Source organism: Kaistella antarctica, from assembly GCF_900109615.1.
Taxonomy (GTDB): Bacteria; Bacteroidota; Bacteroidia; order Flavobacteriales; family Weeksellaceae; genus Kaistella; species Kaistella antarctica.
The window spans coordinates 288,749-313,967 of sequence record NZ_FOIX01000001.1; the positions used below are offsets into that span (position 1 = coordinate 288,749).

A 25,219-nucleotide genomic window follows, 5' to 3' on the forward strand; every position below is an offset into this window, starting at 1 on the left:
CAGAGTTCACCTCTGGCTTTTTTCATAAAACCTGTCCCGGGTCAATGGGAAAAAGTAAAGTGAAAGGATAAAAAGCATTGAATACTCAATGCTTTTTATTTTTATTTCGGTGGATAACTTATTATCTTTTCAACGGTCTACCCTTTCATAACAGGTTGAGTATTGAGCGTATCCTCGGTAGCTTTCGCATCGTCATTATTTTTCATTTTCATTTGCTCTTCTTTTTTACGATCATCAGCTTTGATTTCTTTTTTCTCGGTTTTCATCATCTCCTCTTCCTTCTTCATTTCCTCTTCCGTCATCATTTCTGTGGATTGCACCTTCGCATCTGATTTTTTCAGAGTCGCCGTTTTTGGCGCTTTTTGCAATTTCGTTGCCTCTTTTTCCTGAGCAGTTGCAAAGGTAATTCCGGCCGCTAAAAACACGATTGCTAACATTGATTTTTTCATAATGATATTTTTTTTTGTTTAATACAGAACAATAACGCAAAAATAAAATTATCTGCACTTACGCTAACAAAGTTTAACGAACTTTAATATAATTTAAGAATCTTTATTTTTTATCTAAATTCTTTTGAAGACGTTCAACAAATTCAAAGGCTGCTGGACAAATAAATGTATTTTGCAAGGTTAGATTGTTAATTTGATAAATCTTTTTTCGGTCTGTATGCGGAAATTCTCTACAAGCTTTCGGGCGTATCTCATAGATTGAACAGGAGTTGTCTTCATTTAAAAACCAGCATGGCAGACTTTGCAAGACCTGATCTTGATCCTCATCAGTGCGTAGGAATTTATCTTCAAATTCGGCAACTTTCATTTTAAAATGCTTGGAAATTCGCTCTACATCTTTTGGTGTAAAAAGCGGCCCGGTTGTTTTGCAGCAGTTGGCGCATTGCAAACAATCTATTTTCTGGAAGACTTCGGTATGAGTTTCCTGAACTTTGTAATCCAGATTTTTAGGAGGTTTCTTTTTCAAACTCTCCAAAAACTTTTTGTGTTCTTTTTGTTTTTGAAGCGCCTGAGTTTTGTAGAATTCTAAATTCATTTTACAAAAGTAGGTGAATTTCTTTTTTAAATTAAAACTTTGTAAAGGTGCAAAATCTGCGGCCGTGATAGTAGTGGTTACCCCGCAAGGAGCCGGCGGAACGAAGTGGAGCAGGCGACTGAGGAGTAGGAACGGATAGCACGAATTGTCCGCCCAAATAAAAAATAATGATTGCAGTCATAATCGTGTGGTTAAATTTTGCCTAATTTTGACCTATGAAAAATTTGGAGACGCGACAGGATATTGAGGATTTAGTGAACCGTTTTTACGATAAAGTACAATCGGACGACACGATTGGTTTCTTCTTCAACGACGTGGCAAAGGTGGATTGGGATCATCACTTACCAAAAATGTATTCTTTCTGGGAAACTCTTTTGTTTGGTCAAATTTCATACAAAGGAAATCCAATGGCCGTTCATTTCCCGATTAACGCTGAAGTGCCCATGGAGAAAGCTCATTTTGAACATTGGGTTAAATTATGGACGGCAACCATTGAAGAAAACTTCGTAGGTGAAATGGCAGAAATGGCTATTTATAAAGCCACGAATATTGCCAACTTAATGAGTCACAAAATGGAAGTTGCGAGAAGGGTTCGTTAGAAGAAATAATTTTTATTTTAAAGAAAGGACGCTATCAAATTTTGGAATGTAAATAATCCTGACGAAGATTTTCATCCAGCCGTTCAATCGCATACCGAAGCGTAGTTCTGGGCATTTCTAGATAGTGAAGGTTTAAATAATCTAAAAGTTCTTGCTCATCTTTTTTTCCCATTTCCCGTAAAAGCCAACCATTTGCTTTGTGCATTAAATCGTGTTCGTGGTTTAGGTTTTTGATTACTAACTTTTTAAGCAAATCAAAAGAAGCTTTTTTCACATGAAACATGGTGGAAACTACGGCAATTCTTTTGCTCCACAGATTTTCTTCCTCGGCCAAGTTTAAGAGAATGGAGTCGTCTTGAATTTCAAAACAGTATCTGCCTAAAATTTTGTAGCAAGACGTATCAACCAAATCCCAATTATTAACTTGATGTTTATTGGATAAATAAAAATCTACTAAATGTTTCTTCTGTTGAAGATCCTTTGACTGCTCAAATTTTGAAACCAAAATCAATAAGGCACAGTGACGGTATTCATGAATGGGTGAATCGATGAGTGTCTGTAATTCTGCTAAGGAAACTTTATCTCTGAATTCTTTGGCAACAAGCCGAAGATTAGGAACGGTGACGCCAATAAATTGGTCGCCTTCTGCATATTCTCCTTTTCCGGTTTTAAAAAATCTTTGTTGAATTTCTCTCTTGTCTAGATTAGATAAGCTTTGTAAATGCTTTTCTATTTGTGAAACAATTGCGGCCATTCAAAATTATTCCGTCAGATTTTCATTCTCTTCGTCATGATATTCGAATAAGAAATCATTGTACGGGAATCGGGCAATGTGAATTTTCAAAACCTCATCGTAAATCATTTTTTTCATTTCGGGGAAATTTTCTTTATTTAAGGCTGAAATAAAGACCGTGGGATATTGTGATTTCGACATCCAGGTTTTCATCCATTCTTCCAGAGAAATATTTTTTCTGGATTCTGGTGTTAAATCATCTTCCTCTTTTTTCTCGTAAGCGAACGCGTCAATTTTATTAAAAACCATAATCATTGGTTTTTGATGCGCGTTTATTTCCATTAATGTTTGATTCACAGAATTAACTTGGTCTTCAAAACTTTCATGCGAGATATCGACCACGTGAATTAATAAGTCTGCTTCGCGAACTTCATCTAAAGTTGATTTAAAACTTTCTACCAATTGCGTCGGTAATTTTCTAATGAATCCAACTGTATCGGTTAACAAGAAGGGTAGGTTGCCGATCACCACTTTTCTGACGGTGGTATCTAAAGTCGCAAATAATTTATCTTCAGCAAAAACATCAGACTTAGAAATGGCGTTCATCAAAGTTGATTTTCCAACATTGGTGTAACCAACCAAAGCGACACGAACCATTTTTCCTCGGTTTTGTCTTTGTGTCGCCATTTGCTTATCTATTGTTTTCAGTTTCTCCTTTAATAAGGTGATTCTGTCGCGAATAATCCTTCTATCCGTTTCAATTTCTGTTTCCCCAGGACCACGCATTCCGATTCCCCCTTTTTGCTTATCCAGGTGAGACCACATTTTACTCAATCTTGGGAGTAAGTATTGATATTGAGCTAGTTCCACCTGGGTTCTGGCGTAAGAGGTTTGGGCTCTTTGGGCGAAGATGTCGAGAATTAAATTGGTTCTGTCGAGAATTTTAACGTCTTCCATTTCCTTCCCAAGATTTTTCAATTGAGAAGGTGAAAGTTCATCATCGAAAATGACGGTTCCTATATTATTTGATTTTACGTATTCCTTGATTTCTTGCGCTTTACCGCTCCCAATAAAAGTTTTGGGATCCTGTTGCGTCAGTTTTTGAATAAATCTTTTGTCAACGGATGCGCCGGCAGTTAAAGCCAAGAATTCTAATTCATCAAGATATTCATCCAGTTTTTCTTCACTTTGATTTTGAGTAACTAAGCCGACTAACACGGCCTTTTCGTATTGGTGTTCTTTTTTGTCTAACATAAATTTCCTTTCGGCATTTGTACAAAGATAATACTTTGAGTTTCATCACTGAAAAATCTCAGCTGAAATAATCTGAGACTCTAACTACTGTTTATAAATTCTTAATCCCAATCAGCAGCCACGAATTTCATTTTCTTTCCGGCAGCATTGCTCAACGTAAGATAATGTCCTTCAACTTTATAATTGGTCATGGTTGGGAGCTCTTTCGAGAACGCGGTTTCTAAGTCCATATTTTTATCGCAATACATCATTGTACTTCCTACATCAGAGAATTTCACTGTTCCGGTAGCACTGAAAATTACTTTGCCAAACATATTGTTACAACCCATATTTGCCGAAAATCGATTCGGTGATGTTTGTTGAGTTAAATTTAGTTGAGCTTTGTTAGTCATCATTAACTCTTTAGTAAAATCCTGAAACTCCACCAACATCCACTCCCGTTTTGTATCTTCCGGGACTTTAATTTGAGTAGCGCAATTTGCTAGAAACAGTAATGTAAATAAAGCTACGAAGGCTGTTATTATCTTTTTCATTTTTAAAAATTTCCTTTACCATTGCTATTTGTGTGCCATGTTTTATTATTTTTGATGAGTGAATTTTTTCATTTAAAGGCATTTCAATTTCACGAAATAATTAAATAAATCAAATGAAAAAGAAAGTAATCTTCGAAACTGAAAGACTTTTTCTGAAATCTGTGAAAATTGAAGATGCACACTTCATTTTAGAACTTTACAATTCTCCAAAATTTTTACAATTTGTTGGCGACCGAAATATTAAAGTAGTTGAAGATGCCGAAAAACACATCAGAGAGAAATTCCTACCACATTACGAAACGCATGGATTTGGAAGTTATATTATTGCTCGGAAATCCGATTCGAAAAAAGTAGGAAATGTAGGAATATCTAAAAGAGATGGTCTGGCCGCTCCAGATATTGGCTTTTCATTGTTACCAGAATTTGAACGCCAAGGTTACGGCTTCGAGTCTTCTAAAAGATTGCTGGAGGCTGGGTTTCACGAGTTTGGTTTGGCAAAAATATCGGCGATTACCATTAAAGAAAATATCGGTTCTCAAAAACTGATTGAAAAACTGGGGCTTCAATTTAAATCCATTATCCAGCTGCCAGACTATCATGAGGAATTGATGTATTATGAAATTGAAAAACCTTAATTTTTGAAATAAAAAAAGAACGTTCCAGTAGAAACGTTCTTCATTATATTTAAAACTAGTTTTAGTTTGGTTTCCAATCTACCACTGCTCTAATAAAAGCTTCGGCATTTTCCAGAGGAATATTGGGTAAAATTCCATGTCCTAGGTTTGCGATATATCGATCTTTTCCAAAACGGTTTATCATCTCGTTTACCATTTTCTTAATCGTCTCCGGTGAAGAATGCAATCTGTTGGGATCAAAATTCCCTTGCAAAGTCATGGTGTGATTGGTCAATGTTCTCGCCAATTCTGGTTTAATCGTCCAGTCAACGCCTAAAGCAGAAACTTTAGACAAAGTCATTTCTTCCAAGGCAAACCAACATCCTTTACCAAAAGCGATCACGTGAGTCAAAGGACTTAACGCTTCGATGATTTGATTGATGTAAGGCCAGGAGAACTCTTGATAATCTTCTGGAGACAACGCGCCACCCCAAGAATCAAATATCTGCACCGCAGAGACTCCCTTCTCTACTTTTCTTTTTAGATAAGCAATGGTGGTATCTGTAATTTTTTGTAATAATAAGTGCGCAGCTTCTGGGTTTCTGAAACAGAAACTCTTTGCAATATCCCAGGCTTTCGAACCTTTTCCTTCAATACAGTAGCAAAGAATCGTCCAGGGTGAACCAGCGAAACCGATCAAGGGAATATCGTTATCTAATTTATGCAACGTCATTTCGATCGCCTCGAAAACATATCCTAAAGTATCATTAACATCAGGAACAATTACATTTTGTACATCTTCTAAAGTGCGAATCGGTTTTTCTAACCAAGGTCCAATTCCGTCTCTCATTTCGAAATCGATTCCCATGGCTTGAGGAACAACTAGGATATCTGAGAATAAAATTGCAGCATCCAACGGATATCTGCGAATTGGCATCATGGTAATTTCTGAAGCCAGTTCAGGCGTGCGACATCTGGTGAAAAAATCATATTCATCACGCATTGCACGAAACTCTGGCAAAAATCTGCCGGCCTGCCTCATCATCCAAACAGGTGGCCGCTCTACGGTTTCACCTCTTAATGCCTTTAGATATAAATCATTTTTAATCATATTCTTTTTAAATTAAAACCGGGAATTGTGGTTCCACATTTTATATTAATCTTTTTTTTCTTCTTGCTTAACGAGTAACAGCAAAGCATTTAAATCATTGTCTTTACCCGTAAATATTTTCTGCGACGTATGCTTACTTATTTCTAAACTGGTAGTTTCACCAATAGAAAAAATATATTTGAAATCCAGCGGATTATTTTGCACGAAACTGCGCACACCACTTGGTGAGAAAAAAGCAATCGCGTCATGCTTTGTTTCTAGTTTTGGATAAATAAGTTCGGTGTCGTAAACAACGACCTTACGATAACCGATATTTTGCAAGGGTAACTTTTTTTGAAGAATATCCATGGCTAGATTTCCACAAAAATGCACGAAACTTTCTTTCGCACAATTTTCAATAATGAATTCTGAAAGTTCTTTTGCGTTCTTTTTCGTCTTAAAAACACCAAAACCATATTTTCGAAGATGTAATTTGGTTTTTTTACCGACGCAGTAAATTTTACTGTAATTTTTTTCGGCGAAGTTTTCATTGGCCTTAAAACCGTTTTTAAAAAACGACTCTACTCCATTTACGCTGGTAAAAATTAAAGATTTTCGCTCTAAGGGAAACGGCGCTACCGTCTTAAGATTGATTTTTATAACTTCTAAGAAGTGAGTTGAAAATTCTGTCCCTAGAATTTTAGAAACTTCTTTGTCGTCTAACTTTTTTGTAAACAGAATATCCATTAAAAATAAATTATCAATAATTTCTATTATTTAATATGAGTGCGAAGTTTATTGAAGATGTAATTTAATTTCTTGCATCAAAGTTCTTCCGCCGTCTTCTAAAACTTTTTGTCCTAAGATTTCTCCAAAATTATCTTGGTCATTCCAAGTGAATATTTCATCAATTTCGATGGATTGTTTACCATCAAGCGAACATAATCTCCCTATAAATCGTACTTCATCTTTTTCATTAATTTCTGCGAAAGCACCAATTGGCGCCGTACAACCTCCTTCTAACGTTCGCAGGAAATTTCTTTCAATGTCAATACAAATTCTGGTTTCACGATGATCAACGTCTTTGAAATATTCTTTGATATCTGCATCATCAGCTCTTGCAGTTACAGCAACTACGCCTTGCGCTGGAGCAGAAATCATGATCGGAAGAAACTCATATTCAATTGATAAGCTCATTCTTTCAATTGCTGCCAAAGAAAACAAAGTAGCATCAAATTCTTGATCTTCTAATTTTTGGAGGCGCGTTTGCACATTTCCTCGGATATCAAAAAATTCAGTTTCCGGATAATGCTTTGCCCAGAAAGCTCGTCGTCTTAAACTGCTAGTCGCAATTTTTAACTCGTGCAATTCCTTATTTTTGGAAGTCGATTTTCTTACCAATACATCTTGTGGATAATCACGCTTTAAAACTGCGATAATCTCTAAATTTTCTGGAAGTTGCGTAGGAATATCTTTCAAAGAATGAACGGCAATATCTACTTCTTTATGCAGTAAAGCGATGTCTAAATCTTTGGTAAAAATACCAGTGATTCCCATCGTATAAAGCGGTTGAGTCAGATTTTTGTCTCCTGATGATATGATAGGAGTGATATCTGTTTTGTAATTATTGTTTTGCAAATTTCTGGCAACTTCCCGTGCCTGCCATAAAGCGAGCGGCGAGTTTCGGGTGCCTATTTTAATGCTTCTCATTGAACTCTTTATTTGGTTGTTCTACTAAAATCTCGTGCATTAATTTACTAATTTCTTCAGCTTTCCAAGGATTATCAATAATAAACTTGGCGAAACGATTTGTAATTTTCTGAATCATTTTGTCAGAAAGTTGCATATCATCAACCTCGACATATTGATGCTTCTTGTGAATTTTATGCATTTCATTTCGCTCCATATTCTTCAATATTGCTTTGAAATGATGAATATTTGGAGCCAATTTTCTTTTCTTTTCCCAGTCTAAGAAATCCCTCGTCATCTCCTTGATAATTATTTCAGCTTTAGGAATTTCCTTTTGACGTTGCACCATCGTCTCATTGATGTGAAGAGATAACTGATCCACATCGACCAAACTTACATTTTCATTATCGGTAATATCTTTTTCCACATTATTTGGAATCGAAAGATCGATCACCAACGTTTCTTTTCCATTGGGGAAATGAGATTTATTAATAATGGGATGCTGAGCGCCAGTCGCGACAATCAAAATATCTGTTTTGCCCAACTCATCTTGAAAACTGTCAAATTCTATGTAAGGAATTTTATATTTTTCAGCGATTTTTTCAGCTTTATCAGAAGAGCGGTTGGCTATTTTAACTCTTGGCTTGTACACATGCTTTACTAAATTTTCCACGGTATTCTGACCAATCTCTCCTACTCCAAGAAGCAGAATGTTTTTGTCGGAAATTTGGGTTTGATTTTTTAGAATATAGTGAACAGCAGCGTAAGAAACTGAGGCTGCACCGTTGGATATCCCAGTTTCGTTCTTAATTCTTTTGGAAATTTGAATGGCTGAATTAATGGCCCTTTCCATAAAAGGATTCGAATATTTTTTTTCTTTTCTAAAACGATGGTAAGCATTTTTAATTTGTCCGATTATTTCAAAATCACCAATGATCTGACTCTCTAATCCAGCAGCCACCCGAAAAAGATGATTAAGTGCTTCTTCTCGTTTTAGAATATGAACATATTGCATAAAATCTGTCAAACTTACGCCGACAATTTTGCAATATAATTCGGCAATCAAAAGATAATTTTGAGTGGTGGTATAAATTTCGGTTCTGTTGCAAGTGGAAACCACGAAAGCATCACCCAAATTCATATCATGAATTTCGTTCACAAAATATTTTACATTGTCATCAAAAAAAGCAAATTTGCCCCGAATTTCCGCATCGGCTTTTTCAAAACTGACGCTGAGAACGGCGAAATTAGCGGTTTGATGAATGTTAGTATCCTTAATCATAGAGCAATCGCAAATTTAAGGTTTTAAATTGAATTGGTAAAGGATCTAAAATATGAAGATTATCACCAAAATCAATGATTCACAGTTATTAACTACTAAAATTTTGTTAAGAGTGAAATATTTTGATAATTAAAAAGTTATCATAGAACAGCCGTGAAATTTTATCAAAATTTTAACCAAAATTAGCAGCAATCTAATTTTTAGAACGGTTCTAAATTTATATCTTTGTACACTTAAAAAAATTAGGACAAAATGGGGTTATTTGATATGTTTACGCAAGATATTGCGATTGACTTAGGAACGGCGAACACACTTATTATACACAACAATAAAATTGTAGTTGATCAGCCATCTATTGTGGCGATTGAGCGCTCAAGTGGAAAACCAATTGCTGTTGGAGAGAAGGCAAAACATATGCAGGGTAAAACCCATGAAGATATAAAAACGATCAGACCTTTGAAAGATGGCGTAATCGCTGATTTTCACGCGTCTGAGCATATGATTAAAGAGTTCATTAAGCAAATTCCTGGTATTAAAGGAAAGTTTTTTCAGCCAACGCTGAAAATTGTAATTTGTATTCCATCTGGCATTACTGAAGTTGAAAAGAGAGCGGTAAGAGATTCTGCCCAAAAAGTAAACGCGAAAGAAGTTCGTTTGATTTATGAACCAATGGCTGCAGCGATCGGTGTCGGAATTGATGTACAAAAACCAGAAGGCAACATGATCATCGACATAGGCGGTGGTACTACAGAAATTGCGGTGGTTGCCCTTGGAGGAATCGTTTGCGACAAATCTGTAAAAATTGCTGGTGATGTATTTACCAATGATATCGCTTATTATCTAAGAACGCATCACAATTTATATATTGGGGAAAGAACTGCGGAGAGAGTGAAAATAGAAGCTGGTTCAGCTGTTGAAGATCTTGACGTGGATATTGAAGATATTCCAGTTCAAGGGCGTGATTTAATTACGGGTAAGCCAAAAGAAATTATGGTAAACTACAAAGAAATCGCCCGAGCTTTGGATAAATCAATTATCAGAATTGAAGATGCCGTAATGGAAACCCTTTCATTAACTCCACCAGAATTAGCTGCTGATATTTACAAAACAGGAATTTATCTTGCTGGTGGTGGCGCATTATTAAGAGGACTTGCAGATCGTCTTCACAAAAAAACTGGTCTACCGGTTTTCGTAGCTGAAGATCCATTAAGAGCCGTAGTTCGTGGAACGGGAATCGCTCTAAAAAACATGGATAAATTCAACTTCTTAATTAGATAATTATAATTTTTTACGAAATTAAAGAATGGGATTTTTGCTGAGATTATTTTCGAAGAACAGTTTATTTGTCTTCTTTATATTTCTGCAACTCATAGCTATCGTATTGATTTTCAGCAGAAACTCAATGCAACAGTCATGGATTGCGGGACAATCTGCGGCATTCAACTCGTGGGTTTCTGGGTATATTGACGAAGGAACATCTTACTTAAAATTGAAGCAAACCAATGATCAATTGGTAGCTCAAAACAAAAGTTTGATGTTGCAACTTTACGGCAAAGAATCTGCAACAAATCCCGAATTTAGAAAGGTTCACGATACCATAGGAGGCGGCCAAATTTACACTTTTGTCGATGGTGACTTGGTTTTCAATAGCATCAACAGAAAAGATAATTACTTTACGATTAACCGCGGAAAGAGAGATGGCGTTATGCCAAAGATGGGCGTGATGGCACCAGGCGGAATTGCAGGAATTGTCATCAACACCACCGATTCTTATTCGTTGGTACAGTCCATTTTAAGTTTAAATAAAATTAAAATTAATGCCTCGTTGAAAAAGTCCGGCTATTTCGGAACCTTAACCTGGCGAGGTGACGATTCCAGATTGATGCATTTATCTGATGTCCCGAAATACGTTCCCTTACAAATTGGTGACACGATAGTTACCGATGGAAAATCAGCTATTTTCCCTCAAGGAATTATGATTGGTAAAGTTGCCGGTTACGAAGTAGACAGCAAAACAGGCTTTTGGGATATCTCTGTAGAACTGAGCGAGAAAATGGGGAACTTGAGTAAAATATACGTCGTGAAAAACCTTAGAAAAGCAGAGGTTCGCAAAATTGAAGATACTTTGCAAGCGACCATCAAAAGAGAGAAATGATAAGTAGAACCCTTTTTACAGATATTCTGATTATTGTTTTGCTTATTGCATTGCAAATTTTTGTGTTGAATAGAATTACGCTTTTCGGAAAATACACTCCAGTTCTATATCCGGTTTTTGTGATGTTTTATCCCTTCTTCAGAAATAAATATCAATTCCTGGCTTTAAGCTTTATCTTAGGATTAGGAATTGACGCCTTTCTTTATACTTGGGGGATTAATGCCTTCGCAACTGTTACAATCGCTTATTTTAGAACGGTGATTTTTAGAACTTCCACAGATACTTCTACGGATTTCTTCTCGTTCCAATCTTTGCAATGGACACAATTTTTGCTCTTTATTTTTGTGAGTATATTCCTTCATCAAGTGCTGGTGCAATATCTCGAAATCTTTAAATTCAGTAAGTTCTTCGATATATTTTTGAATGTTTTGGCAACCAGTGCCATTTCGTTTATCTTTATTTTTATTTACGCTTTGGCATTTAAAATCAAACAAAAAGTTTGAAACCACAATTTTTAAAAATTACCATTCTTCTATCTGTTATTGCTATTATTTTCATAGCACGGCTTGCCTATTTGCAGCTGTTAACAGATCGCTATGCCTTGAACGCGGCCAACACTTCAATTAAAACTGAATACATCATTCCGCAACGTGGAGTTATATTCGATCGAAATGGCAAAATCATGGTGGGAAATCAACCAGCTTACGAAATTTCTTTCACCGAAGCTTTAATGAAGCCTGATTTCGACACCTTAGAATTTTGCAATTTGGTTAGGATTAGTCCTACAGATTTCATTAAAACCATTAAATCTATTAAAAGCGAAAAATACTATTCGAAACTGACTCCAATGACTTTTATGAAAAATATGAGTCGAGAGGAAATTGCAAGAATTCAAGAAATCATTTTTAAATATCCAGCTTTTAGTATCGTTTCGCGACCTCAAAGACAATATGAAGTTTCTACTTCCGGAAATCTCTTAGGTTACACCAATGAAGTCAACGAAAGGGAGTTAAAAAAGGATTCTATCTATTATCTTCCAGGGGATTTCATCGGTAAAACAGGAATTGAAAAGTCTTACGAAAATGACCTTCGCGGTACCAAAGGAATTCAATACATTCAAAAAGATATTCGCTTACGAAGTATTGGCTCCTACAAAGATGGCGCCTTAGACAAAGATGTTATTACGGGGAAAGATATCACGCTGACTATTGATTACGATCTACAACGCATGGCAGAAGAGATGTTGGTCAATAAACAAGGCGCAATTGTCGCGATTGACCCTACAAACGGTGAAATTTTAGCCTTAGCCACCGGTCCAGATATTGATCCCAATCTTTTCTCAGGTCCCCAAAAAACCAAAAATCTTTATCGCTTACAAATGGATACGGTTTATAACAATCGTCCAACATTTGACCGATCATTACAGGCTGCTTATCCACCCGGTTCTACCTTTAAATTATTGACTGCAGCAGCTGCAATGCAAATGGGAGTAATGGATGAAAATACAATTTTTCCTTGTGGTGGAGGTTTTAATTATCGCGGCCTAAGAGTTAAAGGACATGGTGGTGCGGATCCACTAATACCAGCAATTCAGAGTTCAAGTAACTGCTATTTTTCTTACGCTTTTATCGCCATCATGAACAAATATCCTGGCGATCCGACCCGGGGAGTGAATGAATGGAAAAAAATTATGAGCAGTTTCGGCGTGGGAGAATTTCTTAACAATGACTTAGCAGTCGGTTCAAAAGGCAGAATCCCAACCGGTGAATTTTATGAAAAGAGAAGTGGTGGTAAAAAAGATTGGACTTCTGCTTACACCATGAACGGTTCTATCTTTAATGGAATGGGACAAGGAGATGTTTTGCTAACGCCCTTGCAAATGGCGAATTCTACCGCAGCGATTGTAAATAAAGGTTGGTATTTTACTCCACATATCGTAAAGTCGATTGATGGAAAACCAAATCCTGACCCTCGATTTAGGGTGAAACATAAAACAATGGTAGATCCCAAACATTTCGATGCGATCATTAAAGGAATGGAAGCGGTAGTTCTACGCGGAACGGCTCGTGGGTTAAAATCAAATGATTTTACCATGCTGGCAAAAACTGGAACGGCCCAAGTTCCACAAGGAAAAGATAATTCGATATTCGTTTTGGCAGCGCCCGCAGATAATCCTAAAATCGTGGTTGCGGCCGTTATGGAACATGCTGGTTTCGGATCAACCTGGGCAGGACCAGCAGCAGTGGTGATTGCAGAAAGATATTTAACAGGAGATTTAAAACGCGAGCAACTTTATAATAAATTGGTCAACGCGAGCTTTATGCCTGAGTACCAAAGACAGTGGGTCGTTGAACTGAAGAGAAAAGGTCTTTATAAGGAACCCAGCAAGGATTCTGTTTATTTGAATAAAATTCAGAATGAATTAAGAACAGCGACCAACGCGAATCAAAAAGGAAAACTGCTTTATAAGAGAGATTCTATTTTACAGAAATTAAAAAACGGCGCGAAAAGATGAAGTGGGCACAAGGCATTGACAAACTAGGACTTGCTCTTTATTTTCTGCTGTGTACTTTCGCAGTGGCAAATATTTATAGTGTAGATCCTTCCAGCGGCACCAGACAAGCAGTTTGGCTGGCGGTTTCTGTTTTTGTTGGTCTTATTATTTTCGTAACGAGAGCCAAGTTCTTCGAAAACATGGCAGGAATAATTTATATCGCTGGAGTTCTTTTACTCATTGGATTGTTTCCCTTTGGAACAGAAATTCTTGGTCAGAAAAACTGGTACAAATTCGGTGCAGTTAGTTTGCAGCCCGTAGAATTTGCGAAGTTGGGAACTGCGTTAATGTTAGCCAACTATGTTTCTGGTCCTGATTTCAATTTAAAATATAAAAAATCGATCTGGACTTCGGTGGCCATCATCGGAATTCCCGCTATTGTCGTATTAATGATTCCAGATGTTGGTTCCTTACTTGTCTTTATTGCCTTTCTTATCGCATTGTTTCGCGAAGGAATGTCGGGTTGGGTATTTGGTGTGGGATTAATTTTCGCTAGTGTCTTTCTCGTTGCGCTTGCAGTTGATCCACTTTATATTGTGATTGCAATAGTTTTGATCTCAGCGATTGTTCTTTTTCTAAACTCTTATAAGATTCACTGGAATATTTTATCGGTCGCGGCAATTATAGGCGGTGTCGGAATTCTTTGTGGATTAGCTTACGGAGCTCCTCATATATTGGAGAAATTACCCAAACACCAACGAGAAAGAATCGAGGTGTTATATAAAGGAGAAAAAGCCTTTCGTGATACGTCTGGTTATAATTTATTGTATTCCAAAACAGCGATCGGATCTGGTGGTTTTTTTGGTAAGGGGTATCGGGAAGGTTCAGTAACACAAGGGAAATTTGTACCTGAACAAAGTACCGACTATATCTTTTGTACCGTTGGAGAAGAATGGGGATTTTTTGGAAGTTCTTTGCTTGTAATCCTTTATTCAATCTTTATTGGACGAATTTATTACTTATCAGAAAAACAGAAATCCGCTTTTAACCGAGTGTTTGGCTATTGTTTCGCCTCCATCTTACTGATGCACTTCTCTATTAATTTAGGAATGGTGATGGGTCTTTTCCCAACGGTGGGAATTCCGCTTCCATTTTTTAGTTATGGTGGAAGTTCACTCCTAGCATTTTCCATGATGACCTTTATCTTTTTTAAACTGAATTACACCGATCGGAATAGTTTGGTGTAGAACAGGAGTGGCCGTTGATAGTTGATAGTTGATAGTTGATAGTTGATAGTTGATAGTTGATAGTTAAAGGTAGAAAATATAGATTCTCGAAAAAACATTGTTGATTTTTTGAAAATAAATAAGGTTGTGAATTTAGCCGCGATGGAAACGGTATCCTATTTTGAAGCGGAGCGGAACAATAGATATAGTGCACAGCGGGCTGGGTTTTGTAAGAAGCGAAAATAGAGTTGCTTCAGAAAAGAAATAAACCCTGAATCTCCGACACAAAAAAACCACCTTGAATCGGTGGTTTTTTCTAAAATATCAATTATTTTATCTTAATTATTTGCGAAATTATCGTCGAATGCATCTTGCGATAACACTCTTTTGGCGAATCTAAATTTTGGTCCCCAGTACGAATCAGCAAGTGATGAGATCATCACACCTCTTGAGGTGGCTGCATGAATAAATTTGATATCGCCTTCTTCATTTACACTCTCCACGATTCCAACATGAGAAATTCTGCCTCTGCCTTGTGAAAAGAAAACTAAGTCTCCTTTTTGAAGTTCGCTTTTTTCCACTTTCTCACCTTCTTGTGCTTGAGAAGCTGCTACTCTTGGCAAACTCATCCCGGCTGTTGCTCCGAAAACTGACAAAACGAACGCTGAACAGTCGATTCCATTTCTAGTCATTCCTCCATATCTGTAAGGAGTTCCTAAATAAGTTTCTGCTTCAGTTAAAATATCATCGATTTTTTTTGAGAAACGAACTGCTTTTGCAATTTCTTGATTCTTAACAATAGTTTCTAAACTCTTGGTGGCTGCCATTTGTTCATTTTGGAAACTACTTAACAATTGTTCTTTAGCAACTGCCAATTTCTTATTGTCTATAGATGCAAGTTTGGCATTTGATTTGTATTCGTTAACATAAGTTGTAGGAGTTGAAACAACATAGTTGGTAACACACGACTGCATCGAAAATGTTGCAAATGCAGCAGCGCAATAAAACAAGACTCTTTTCTTCATAGATATATAATTATGTGTTAAAACACAATATTTGTTTGTAAAAAGCAATACAAAAGTAGGTATTCAGGCAAAACTGAGGGTGAAAACACCCTAAGCAGTTTGCTATTTTAACACATTTTAACGTTATCATTTCTAATGTTAAAAGAAAAACCCTCGCAATCCCTTTATATATGGCGCTGCGATTTTATTTTTATTGTGATTCGTTAACATTTATACTTTAAATCTATTGGCAATATCGAATTCCTCTATATATAGGAAACCTTAAACAACTGAAAATAAATAAAGCCCCATTCATGGGGCTTTATAGTTAGTATTAGACAAATGTCTATCTTGTAAATAATAGTTCTCGGTACTTGGTCAGTGGCCAAAGTTCGTCATCAACCATCATCTCTAATTCATCGGAGGAATTTCTGATTTTAGCAAAAAACGGAATAACTTCTTCACAAAATGAATCTGCCATTTCACGTGAAGTATTTTTCGATTTAGCATTTTCAATCGCGACGAGTAAATTTTCCACCTCTACTTTAATGATGCTCACGTGACCAGAGATATCTCTGATTAAACTCATCTGCTCTTTCGCCAAGGTTTTATACTCATCGTTTTCGAAAATTTCTTTCAACCCTTTAACGTTATCAATGAGTCTATTCTGATATTTCAGAGCGCAAGGAATAATATGATTTCTCGCAATGTCCGCAATCACTCTTGCTTCAATCGCAATCGTGGTAGAATATTTTTCTAATTTAATTTCGTTTCTCGCTTCCATCTCCCGATGGGTGTAAATGCCAAGCTCTTCATAAAGCTCAACAAATTTGGGATCCAACTCCCTACCTAAAGCTTGTGGTGTTGTTTTTAAATTATTTAATCCACGTTTCGCAGCTTCGATCGCCCAGTCTTCAGAGTAACCGTCGCCTTCAAACATAATGTTTTTCGAAACTTTGATGTATTCTCTCAATACATTAAAAATCGCCTCATCTTTTTTCAGACCACTTTCCACCAAAGTATCGACCTCTACTTTGAAAGTTTTAAATTGTTTAGCTGCAATCGAATTCATCACGGTCATTACTTCCGCACAATTCGCTGAAGACCCAACTGCTCTGATTTCAAATTTATTTCCGGTAAAGGCAAAAGGCGAAGTTCTGTTTCGATCGGTATTGTCTAATAAAATATTAGGAATCTTACCAACCACATTCAGTTTTAAATCAGTTTTTTCTTCGGGAGATAATTTTCCATCTTTCACTTTCTCTAACTCCTCTAAGACGCCAAATAGTTGTGATCCAATAAAAGCAGATATAATAGCAGGAGGCGCCTCATTGGCTCCCAATCTGTGATCATTTCCAGCAGAAGCGATGCTTACTCTTAATAGATCCGCATAATCGTGGACAGCCTTCAAAGTATTGACAAAGAAAGTTAAAAACTGTAAGTTCTTTTTAGGGTTTTTCCCAGGACTTAGAAGGTTTTCACCGGTATCCGTAGCCAAACTCCAGTTGTTGTGTTTTCCACTTCCATTTACTCCAGCGAAAGGTTTCTCATGGAATAGTATATGGAAATGATGTTTGTGCGCAACTCTCGCCATTAAATCCATTAATAATGAATTATGATCAACAGCGACATTCACTTCTTCATACATGGGCGCCAATTCAAACTGATTTGGAGCTACTTCATTATGTCGGGTCGTTACCGGAATTCCCAATTGAATTGCTTTGATTTCTAATTCCTTCATGAAGTTCATCACCCGCGTTGGAATTGACCCAAAATAATGATCGTCCAGTTGCTGACCTTTCGCCGGTGAATGCCCTAAAAGTGTTTTTCCGGTAATTACTAAATCAGGTCTTGAGTTATATAAAGCAGAATCAACCAAGAAATATTCTTGTTCCCAACCTAAGGTCGGAATTACTTTGGTTACATTTTTATCAAAATAAGAGCGACAAATGTCTGTTGCAGCTTCATCTACAGCATTCAATGCTCTAAGCAAAGGTGCTTTATAATCTAAAGTTTCACCCGTGTAAGAAATGAAAATAGATGGAATGCAAAGCGTAGTTCCCATAATGAACGCTGGAGACGTTGGATCCCACGCGGTGTAACCACGTGCTTCAAAAGTATTTCTAATTCCACCGTTCGGGAATGAAGAAGCATCTGGCTCTTGTTGGATTAACATTCCACCAGAAAAACGGTCGATTGCACGGTCATTTTCAAAAGGGGTAAAAAAAGAATCATGTTTTTCAGCGGTGGAGCCTGTCAATGGCTGGAACCAGTGTGTATAATGGGTAACTCCTTTACTTAAAGACCAATCTTTCATTGCCACAGCTATCTGATCTGCAACGTCGCGCTGGATTTTTACGCCACTTTTAATAGCATTTTGAATGGAGGTAAAAGCTTCTTTTGTTAGATACTCGCGCATGGTTTCTTCCGAAAAAACTTTTTCACAAAAAAGAGTCGATAATTTTGGAGGAACTTGTATGGCATTATCTTTTCTAAAATCTTTTTGAGAAATCAATTCTAGCGCTTTAAATCTTAAACTTGACATTGTATAGTATATTTTGTGGGGCAAATTTACAAAAAATATGAAACGAAACGCAATTACCCTTAAAAATAAGGGGGTAGAATTTAAATTTTTTTATAAATGAGTTCTAACGCGAATTTCATTAAATATAATTTCAGACGGATTTAGTGTCGTTTACAGAAAATAAACCTCTTTAAATCAAGAAAAATTAATTTAGGATTTGGAGAACAAAAAATAACATCAACCCAATCTTAATAAATCATTAATTATAAACACCTATTCATGAACAATCGACATATGAGATCTAAATCCTTATATTTGTATGAAATTTTACACTATGGTAAATTCAAGAGCTAGAGAAACCACTGAAGCAATCGAGCGTCTTTATGTTTCTATGCGTCATTTATTCTATCGCGGTTTTTTCAAACCAGCGGGAATCTCCGGAGAAAGCCTTCGGTCACTACTTACGACAATCAACCCAGAAATTTATGGAACCATGGGCGTTCCAAATAAGATAGAGTTAGACGGACTTCTTTATGTTTTAGATCGACTTCCAGAAGGAATTGAGGAATGTTCATTCATTCATCTAACTTCTGATGAAGGATTCGACAAAGGGAGTTTTGAAGTAATTGTTCCAAAGAAAAGAAGAAGAAACTGTTATCGCATCGACGAACATCAAATGAACATCGAGGTTCTATTGGGACGTTCGGAAATTTATGATATTCTAACTCACCTTACCTTCTTATATATAGAAGCAGATAAAATTCGAAAACTAGCCTTCGTTTCTGAACGTGGTGATAAACCAAGCAGAGCCTGGACCATCATTGAAGAGGCAGCCTCAGGAGAGAAAAAACTGAGCAGGAAAGAAAAAGAAGTAGCCCTAATTCATCTTTCTTCACTATTAGGTAGAACGTTTGATGAAACTTTAAACGCTTATAATAATTTCGGCGATGATCAAAATCCTGATCGATTATTTAAAATCATCTATAACTTAGGAAACGAAAGTTTTATTGATTATAAAAAAATAAGAGAGAGAGAAGTTCATTTCTCATCTATTCTTCGAGAACGAGTTGGACATCACTTCTTTGGCGAAAAATGGGCAAATAAAGTAAAACAGGTTTTAGCAGAAAACAATTTGCAGATGAGACCTTTGCACATTATTTCCGCCAACATGCACTCCGTGAAAAATATGCTTTTTGCCAATGATTCCATCGGTAAGAAAGTCACCAAAATGGTAGATTATAAAATGTACGAAGAGATTTCTAATAAAAAATCTCTGCAGGAAAAAATACTCGAGCATTCTCAAGAGGCGGGATTAATATATATCGATGACCAAAGTGGAAGTAATATCGATGTACAGATTATCGATCTTTCAAAAACCGATTTGAAAAACACGCCTTTCGCAGGAATGAAATATGGTGGAGATGACGTGATCATGGTTTTTGATTACGCTTTTGGCGAGCAAGCTTATGAAGTAATGGACGAGCTTTTACGACCATATGACTTCAACGGTGAAATCTATACGATGAAAGTGAAATCCATTTCAATAATGGGGAAAGCCGGAATTTTAATGGGTGGCAAAGGAGACATCATGATTCCAACCTCTCACGTGTTTGAAGGAACTGCCGACAATTATCCTTTTGAAAATGCTTTAAAATTAGCAGATTTTGAAGATGATGAAATTCAGGCTTTTGAAGGTGGAATGGTTACCGTGTTAGGAACTTCCCTTCAGAATAAAGATATTCTTCGTTATTTTATGGATACGTCTTGGAAGGCAATCGGTCTGGAAATGGAAGGTGCGCATTATCAAAAAGCAATTCAAGTTGCTTCGAAAATCCGTCACCATATTTCAGAAGATCTTTTTGTAATGTATGCGTATTATGCTTCAGATAATCCTTTGGAAACGGGATCTACCCTTTCTTCTGGTGGATTGGGACTAACAGGAGTGAAACCAACTTACTTAATTACTTTAAGGATATTAGAGAAAATTTTAGCTTCGTCAGAACCTAAGAAATAATTTTTTTTGGCGCCTTAATCCGCCTTCCGTTCCCGCTTTTTTGCTTCACTTCGTTGCGCAAAAAGAGCTCCACTCAAGTCGGGGCGGAGAGCTAGAATAAACACCAACCCTTTTAGTAATAAGAAATACTGAAAGGGTTTTTTCTTTGTTTAAATCTCTTCATAAAAACAAAAATTCCTATCTTTCCATTTCAAAATTAAAAATACTATGAACAAAGGATTTCTTATTATTCTTACCCTTTTTTTTGGCTTATTGTCCGCACAAAAAAACGCCTACTATCAGCAACATGCTCAATACAAAATGGATATTGATGTCGACGCCAAAAACTTCACTTACAACGGAAATCAAACTTTAATTTACACTAATAATTCACCAGATGAATTGAACGTAGTATATTATCATTTATATTGGAACGCTTTCAAACCCGGCTCTATGATGGATCAAAGAGTGGCCAGCCAAGGAAAAAATGGAGATTCACGTTTACAAAAGAATGGAATTTCTACTTTAGCTTCTATTCCGAAAGAAGAGGAAGGAGCCCAAAACATTCACTGGATCAAACAAAACGGGAAAACCTTGCAATTTGAAATTCAGGGAACGGTGATGAAAGTGTATTTAAATTCACCTATTAAGCCAAATTCGTCAACTACCTTCACCATGGAATGGGATGCCGTAATCCCGATGCAAATTCGTCGCGCAGGTCGGAACAACCGGGAAGGAATCGACATGACCGTAACGCAATGGTACCCGAAAATTGCCGAATACGATTACGACGGCTGGGCAACATTTGATTACATCGGAAGAGAATTTCATGCTCCGTTCGCAGATTTTGAAGTCAACATTAAAATTGATAAAAATTATGTTATTGGCGCTGGTGGAACTTTAGAAAATCCTAACGAAGTAAAAGGATATGATGCAAAAGCAAACATTAAAACCAATAAAGATAACAAAGCAACTTGGAGATGGACCGCGAAGAACATGCTCGATTTCGCTTGGGCGGCTGATCGTGATTATACCGTAGAATCGTTTGTGGTTTTAGATGGACCAAAGATTTATTACGTTTATCAAAAATCAGAAAAAACTAAATATTGGGAAGAGTCGAAACCTTATGTGACCAAGTTTTTCCAGATAATGAATGCGACTTACGGAAGATATGTTTATCCTTCCTACTCCTTTATTCAAGGTGGTGACGGCGGAATGGAATACGGAATGGGCACTATGATGTTGGGTGAAGCAACAAGTTTAAATGGCTTGGTTGGTTTAATGGTACACGAGGGTGGACATTCTTGGAACCAGCAAATGATGGCGTACAACGAAAGCGTTCGTCCGTGGATGGATGAGGGTTTTACCAGTTATTATGACGATTACATTATGCATCAATTGTTCCCACCAAAAACGCCCCAAGCGAATCCTTTCACCGTAAGCATCGACCGATACAGAACTTTTGTGAAAAAAGGAATTGAAGAACCAGCTGGTTGGTTAGGCGATCACCACGATAATGGAACCGCTTATTCGTTCGCAACCTATTATAAAGGCGAACTTTTTCTGGTTCAGTTAGGCTATATCATGGGCGAGCAAAATTTGGCTTTGGTTATGAAAGAATTTTATAACGAATGGAATTTGAAACATCCGACTGATAGAGATTTCATGCATATCGCCCAAAAAATTGCGGGGATGGATTTAAAGTGGTTTCTCCATTATTGGATCAACACCACCAAAACCATTGATTACGGAATTAAAGACGTGAAATACGAAGAAAATTACACCACCATCATTTTAGAAAATAAAGGAACTGTTCCAATGCCTGTTGACTTCTCTATTTTAACAACTGACAAAAAAGTAGTTAATTTTCAAATTCCATTAAACATGACGCACACTTGGAAAACGAAAGATATCTATGGAGATTTCAAAACTGAAGCATATTGGCCATGGACGCAAAAGGAATATACCTTAACAATTCCATACAATAAGTCACAGATTTCTGCTTTGGGCATTGATTTTTCGCAAAGATTAGCCGATGTAAATTTGGAAGATAATCTGGTAGAAGTAAAGTAATAGGGAAGAGAGTCCGCAGAGTTCAATAACGATAACCGTAGGCAAAACCGACGGCAAAATAAAATTAAATGAGTTCCATCGTCATCAATATAGGAAACACCAATATCAGATTCGGATTGTTTGAAAATGACAATTGCGATATCTCGTGGATTCTAAATACCAAACCCTACCGAACCAGCGACGAGATGCAGATGCAGTTTATGATGATGTATCAAACCCATCGAATTGACGCTGAGAAAATTGAAAAAATCATCATCGGGTCGGTCGTGCCGCAATTAACTTACGACGTTTCCCGCGCTATTCAGAAAATTCATAATAAGAAACCCATTATTGTTGACCGAAACACTCCCTCTGGAGTGGAGCCAAAATCGAAACAGATGGGAACTGATATTTATGCTAATTTGGTAGCCGCACATCATCTTTATCCAGCTGATAAAAAGAAACTTGTTTTCGATTTCGGCACGGCATTAACCGCAAGCTGTATTAATGAAAGTGGTGAAACCCTCGGCGTCATCATCGCACCTGGAATTATTACGGCCCTTAATTCTTTGATTCACGACACCGCACAACTACCGGAAATTGAATTAATAAAACCAAAGTCTGTTTTGGGTTTAGATACGGTTTCCTGCATGCAAAGTGGAATGGTATACGGTTACTTGGGAATGGTTGAAGGATTCGTAGACCGCATCAACGAAGAAGTTAAAGCTGACTGTTTCGTAATTGCCACCGGTGGCGTTTCGCATGTTTACAAACCTTTGACCGAGAAAATTCACATTGCAGACCGACTGCATACTTTGAAAGGATTGTATTATTTAGGTAAAGATTTATGATTAGTTGATAGTTGAAGAAATTTAATTCAAAGAGGAGTCGCTATCTTTTATTCTTAAAAAACTCTTTCACAATTACAGAACATTCATGTTCCATCACACCCAGAATAATTTCGGTCTTCGGATGAAGCGTTAAGTGCTTGTTGATAAAACCGCGTTGTTCATCTCGCGCTCCAATTACCACTTTCGAAATCTGTGACCAGTTTAGCGCACCTGAACACATCACACACGGCTCCAGCGTGACATACATGGTACAGTTTTGCAGATATTTTCCGCCAAGATAATTAGCTGCTGAAGTGATTGCCTGCATCTCTGCGTGTGCAGTCACATCATTTAAAGTTTCGGTCAGATTATGTGCTTTCGCCAGAATACGATCGTTTGAAACAATGATGCATCCAATCGGTACCTCCTCTTTTTCTAAAGCAGATTGGGCTTCTTGCAGCGCCATTTTCATGTAATATTTGTCGGTAAACATGTTGAAGTTAGATTTTTGATGTTGGGTGTTGGGTGTTGGAAAGAAGATTTTTATATTTCTATTTAAAATCCATGGCGACAGGAAGTCTGAATTGATAACGGATTGGTGTTCCATTAATAAATGCAGGCGAAAACTTTTCGGGAAGAAGATAAAAAGCAATTTCTGCCTGTTTATTAAAAGAAAAATTATCGCCTTCTGCTTTCACGGAACTTACAGAACCGTCTTTTTCAACGACGAAGAGCAAATCTGCTTTCATCATTTTGTGATCAGTTAAAACAGCATCTGTATAAAATAAATCAATAATTTGCTGCCGCATTAAATTGAAACCACCTGGATAATTTGCGTTACTGCTCAATTGAGATTTTATTGGATTTTGGTTTGAAGTCAAAGTTTGATTTTGTAGTCTGCTGAGATCTTCCCGTATTTTCACGGTCACCAACGCATTGACCATCGCATTATTTTGAATACTATCGAGCTTCAACATAAATTCTTGGAAATCATTTTGAACGGCGATCTTATTCGCATTGTTTGCTTCTCTATCAAATCTCTTTTTGAATTCACGGTTCAGCATTGTTCGTTGATAGTCATAATAGTTTTTCACCATTTTAAACTCTTCAGTCTGCTGTGCGAAAGAAATAGTGAAAAGGAATAAAGAGAAGATGCTGAATAATTTTTTGAACACAGAAATAGGTTTTTATTAAAGTAAAACTAATTAAAAAAATTGACAATGTTGAACGCGTACTATTATATACGATTGAAGTTAAGATACAGATTTTGTTAAAATACCAAATCTGCAGCCCGGCTTGAGTGAAGCTCATTTTTTTTGCGGTGGCAATAGGAAGGGAAAAAAATAGCGGGAACGGAAGACGGATGAAGCTGCCCAAATAATACCGCCAAGAAAGGTGTATAAAAAAATCCCGCTCATTGCTGGGCGGGACTTTATTAATATAAAGTGTAGATTATTCTGCACTTGCTTCTTCAGCTGCTGGAGCTTCTCCTTCCACTGCAGTTTCTTCGTCTTCATCATCACCTGCACCACCTTTGGCTGCAGTTCTAGACATTTTAACAGCAACTACTACTGCATTGTCTGGATGCATAAAGATGAAACCTTCAGCTTTCACATCGCCAACATAAAGTTTGCTGCCAATCTTAAGTGGAGTAACATCTACCACGATTTCGTCTGGCAAGTTTGCTGGGATTGCTTTTACTTTCAGTTTTCTGAATGATTGTCTCATAGAACCACCGGCAACAACACCTTTTGCACGACCTGTAAGTCTTACTGGAACTTCCATAACTACTGGTTTATCATCTGACATCTGATAGAAATCAGCATGTAAAATTTTATCAGTTAATGGGTGAAACTGGATGTCTTGAAGAATACAAGAAATAGTTTTTCCGTCAACTTCAATAGATACCGTGTGTGCTTCAGGAGTGTAAACTAAACCTTTGAAAGATCTTTCTTCTGCAGAAAAATTTAGGGTTTCTTCACCTCCGTAAACAACACAAGGAACTAATTCAGCATCACGTAAGGCTTTAGTAGACTTTTTGCCCACGCTTTCTCTTTTTGTACCTTGAATTGTAATTGATTTCATTATAATATATTAAAAAAT

24 protein-coding genes are annotated in these 25,219 nt (G+C 36.9%); 10 read left to right on the forward strand and 14 right to left on the reverse strand.

Features of this window, described 5'->3' with window-relative positions; all coding sequences use genetic code 11:
- Window positions 1–137 precede the first annotated feature (137 nt).
- Together BMX49_RS01415 and BMX49_RS01420 are read right to left on the reverse strand one after the other, a co-directional pair.
- Window positions 138–449, reverse strand: coding sequence for a hypothetical protein (locus BMX49_RS01415; RefSeq protein WP_034717942.1), 312 nt, complete (start codon window positions 447–449; stop codon window positions 138–140).
- 103 nt (window positions 450–552) lie between these two features.
- Entirely contained in the window at window positions 553–1,044 is a 492-nt protein-coding gene (locus tag BMX49_RS01420; protein WP_034717944.1) for a YkgJ family cysteine cluster protein, read from the reverse strand.
- Window positions 1,045–1,259: 215 nt separating this feature from the next.
- On the opposite strand from BMX49_RS01420, the gene BMX49_RS01425 reads away from it, so the two are divergent.
- Window positions 1,260–1,643: a group III truncated hemoglobin gene (locus BMX49_RS01425; protein ID WP_034717945.1), complete on the forward strand. Its 384-nt coding sequence runs from the start codon at window positions 1,260–1,262 to the stop codon at window positions 1,641–1,643.
- 34 nt (window positions 1,644–1,677) lie between these two features.
- Here the strand turns inward: BMX49_RS01425 and BMX49_RS01430 are convergent, their stop codons facing one another.
- The 3 genes from BMX49_RS01430 to BMX49_RS01440 form a co-directional block, all read right to left on the reverse strand.
- Entirely contained in the window at window positions 1,678–2,397 is a 720-nt protein-coding gene (locus BMX49_RS01430) for a DNA alkylation repair protein (protein ID WP_034717948.1), read from the reverse strand.
- A gap of 6 nt (window positions 2,398–2,403) precedes the next feature.
- Window positions 2,404–3,630: a GTPase HflX gene (hflX, locus tag BMX49_RS01435; RefSeq protein WP_034717952.1), complete on the reverse strand. Its 1,227-nt coding sequence runs from the start codon at window positions 3,628–3,630 to the stop codon at window positions 2,404–2,406.
- A gap of 101 nt (window positions 3,631–3,731) precedes the next feature.
- Window positions 3,732–4,163 carry an META domain-containing protein gene (locus BMX49_RS01440; protein ID WP_034717954.1) on the reverse strand — a complete coding sequence of 144 codons (432 nt, stop codon included), beginning with the start codon at window positions 4,161–4,163 and terminating at the stop codon, window positions 3,732–3,734.
- A 113-nt stretch (window positions 4,164–4,276) separates the two neighbouring features.
- Between BMX49_RS01440 and BMX49_RS01445 the strand changes: the two genes are divergently transcribed.
- Window positions 4,277–4,798, forward strand: coding sequence for a GNAT family N-acetyltransferase (locus BMX49_RS01445; protein ID WP_034717957.1), 522 nt, complete (start codon window positions 4,277–4,279; stop codon window positions 4,796–4,798).
- 61 nt (window positions 4,799–4,859) lie between these two features.
- Here BMX49_RS01445 and hemE read toward each other — a convergent pair whose 3' ends face one another.
- Genes hemE through hemA form a run of 4 tightly spaced genes read right to left on the reverse strand, consistent with a single transcriptional unit; the run spans window position 4,860 to window position 8,838 of the window.
- Window positions 4,860–5,888, reverse strand: coding sequence for a uroporphyrinogen decarboxylase (gene hemE / locus BMX49_RS01450; protein ID WP_034717959.1), 1,029 nt, complete (start codon window positions 5,886–5,888; stop codon window positions 4,860–4,862).
- A 45-nt stretch (window positions 5,889–5,933) separates the two neighbouring features.
- On the reverse strand, window positions 5,934–6,614 hold the full coding sequence (locus BMX49_RS01455) for a uroporphyrinogen-III synthase (RefSeq protein ID WP_034717962.1): 681 nt from the start codon (window positions 6,612–6,614) through the stop codon (window positions 5,934–5,936).
- A 48-nt stretch (window positions 6,615–6,662) separates the two neighbouring features.
- A complete protein-coding gene (gene hemC, locus BMX49_RS01460; RefSeq protein WP_034717965.1) occupies window positions 6,663–7,577 on the reverse strand; it encodes a hydroxymethylbilane synthase in 915 nt (304 codons plus the stop codon).
- Window positions 7,564–8,838, reverse strand: a complete 1,275-nt coding sequence (hemA, locus tag BMX49_RS01465) for a glutamyl-tRNA reductase (RefSeq protein WP_034717967.1) — start codon at window positions 8,836–8,838, stop codon at window positions 7,564–7,566. The genes hemC and hemA overlap by 14 nt, the downstream gene beginning before the upstream one ends.
- Before the next feature lie 252 nt (window positions 8,839–9,090).
- Here hemA and BMX49_RS01470 point away from each other — a divergent pair, with 252 nt between their 5' ends.
- Genes BMX49_RS01470 through rodA form a run of 5 tightly spaced genes read left to right on the forward strand, consistent with a single transcriptional unit; the run spans window position 9,091 to window position 14,734 of the window.
- Window positions 9,091–10,116 carry a rod shape-determining protein gene (locus tag BMX49_RS01470; protein WP_034717969.1) on the forward strand — a complete coding sequence of 342 codons (1,026 nt, stop codon included), beginning with the start codon at window positions 9,091–9,093 and terminating at the stop codon, window positions 10,114–10,116.
- A 25-nt stretch (window positions 10,117–10,141) separates the two neighbouring features.
- Window positions 10,142–10,993, forward strand: coding sequence for a rod shape-determining protein MreC (gene mreC / locus BMX49_RS01475; RefSeq protein WP_034717971.1), 852 nt, complete (start codon window positions 10,142–10,144; stop codon window positions 10,991–10,993).
- On the forward strand, window positions 10,990–11,496 hold the full coding sequence (locus tag BMX49_RS01480; protein ID WP_034717973.1) for a hypothetical protein: 507 nt from the start codon (window positions 10,990–10,992) through the stop codon (window positions 11,494–11,496). Before mreC ends, BMX49_RS01480 begins: the two co-directional genes overlap by 4 nt.
- Window positions 11,493–13,508 carry a penicillin-binding transpeptidase domain-containing protein gene (locus BMX49_RS01485; protein WP_034717975.1) on the forward strand — a complete coding sequence of 672 codons (2,016 nt, stop codon included), beginning with the start codon at window positions 11,493–11,495 and terminating at the stop codon, window positions 13,506–13,508. The genes BMX49_RS01480 and BMX49_RS01485 overlap by 4 nt, the downstream gene beginning before the upstream one ends.
- Entirely contained in the window at window positions 13,505–14,734 is a 1,230-nt protein-coding gene (rodA, locus tag BMX49_RS01490; RefSeq protein WP_034717977.1) for a rod shape-determining protein RodA, read from the forward strand. The genes BMX49_RS01485 and rodA overlap by 4 nt, the downstream gene beginning before the upstream one ends.
- A 317-nt stretch (window positions 14,735–15,051) precedes the next feature.
- Here the strand turns inward: rodA and BMX49_RS01495 are convergent, their stop codons facing one another.
- Complete coding sequence (locus BMX49_RS01495; protein WP_034717978.1) at window positions 15,052–15,738, reverse strand: C40 family peptidase; 687 nt, start codon at window positions 15,736–15,738, stop codon at window positions 15,052–15,054.
- A 325-nt stretch (window positions 15,739–16,063) separates the two neighbouring features.
- The gene (locus tag BMX49_RS01500) at window positions 16,064–18,262 is read right to left on the reverse strand and encodes a glutamine synthetase III family protein (RefSeq protein WP_034717980.1); all 2,199 of its coding nucleotides are present in this window, start codon (window positions 18,260–18,262) and stop codon (window positions 16,064–16,066) included.
- Window positions 18,263–18,575: 313 nt separating this feature from the next.
- On the opposite strand from BMX49_RS01500, the gene BMX49_RS01505 reads away from it, so the two are divergent.
- The 3 genes from BMX49_RS01505 (at window position 18,576) to BMX49_RS01515 (ending at window position 23,137) form a co-directional block, all read left to right on the forward strand.
- Entirely contained in the window at window positions 18,576–20,255 is a 1,680-nt protein-coding gene (locus BMX49_RS01505) for a DUF6909 family protein (protein WP_034717984.1), read from the forward strand.
- A gap of 207 nt (window positions 20,256–20,462) precedes the next feature.
- On the forward strand, window positions 20,463–22,307 hold the full coding sequence (locus BMX49_RS01510) for a M1 family metallopeptidase (protein ID WP_034717985.1): 1,845 nt from the start codon (window positions 20,463–20,465) through the stop codon (window positions 22,305–22,307).
- 68 nt (window positions 22,308–22,375) lie between these two features.
- Complete coding sequence (locus BMX49_RS01515; protein ID WP_034717986.1) at window positions 22,376–23,137, forward strand: type III pantothenate kinase; 762 nt, start codon at window positions 22,376–22,378, stop codon at window positions 23,135–23,137.
- A 40-nt stretch (window positions 23,138–23,177) separates the two neighbouring features.
- Here the strand turns inward: BMX49_RS01515 and BMX49_RS01520 are convergent, their stop codons facing one another.
- The 3 genes from BMX49_RS01520 to BMX49_RS01530 all read right to left on the reverse strand — a co-directional run bounded on the left by BMX49_RS01520 (window position 23,178) and on the right by BMX49_RS01530 (window position 25,201).
- Window positions 23,178–23,609, reverse strand: a complete 432-nt coding sequence (locus tag BMX49_RS01520) for a nucleoside deaminase (RefSeq protein WP_034717988.1) — start codon at window positions 23,607–23,609, stop codon at window positions 23,178–23,180.
- 58 nt (window positions 23,610–23,667) lie between these two features.
- Entirely contained in the window at window positions 23,668–24,291 is a 624-nt protein-coding gene (locus tag BMX49_RS01525; protein WP_246005099.1) for an energy transducer TonB, read from the reverse strand.
- A 277-nt stretch (window positions 24,292–24,568) separates the two neighbouring features.
- On the reverse strand, window positions 24,569–25,201 hold the full coding sequence (locus BMX49_RS01530) for a 50S ribosomal protein L25/general stress protein Ctc (protein WP_034717989.1): 633 nt from the start codon (window positions 25,199–25,201) through the stop codon (window positions 24,569–24,571).
- Between the last annotated feature and the right edge of the window lie 18 nt (window positions 25,202–25,219).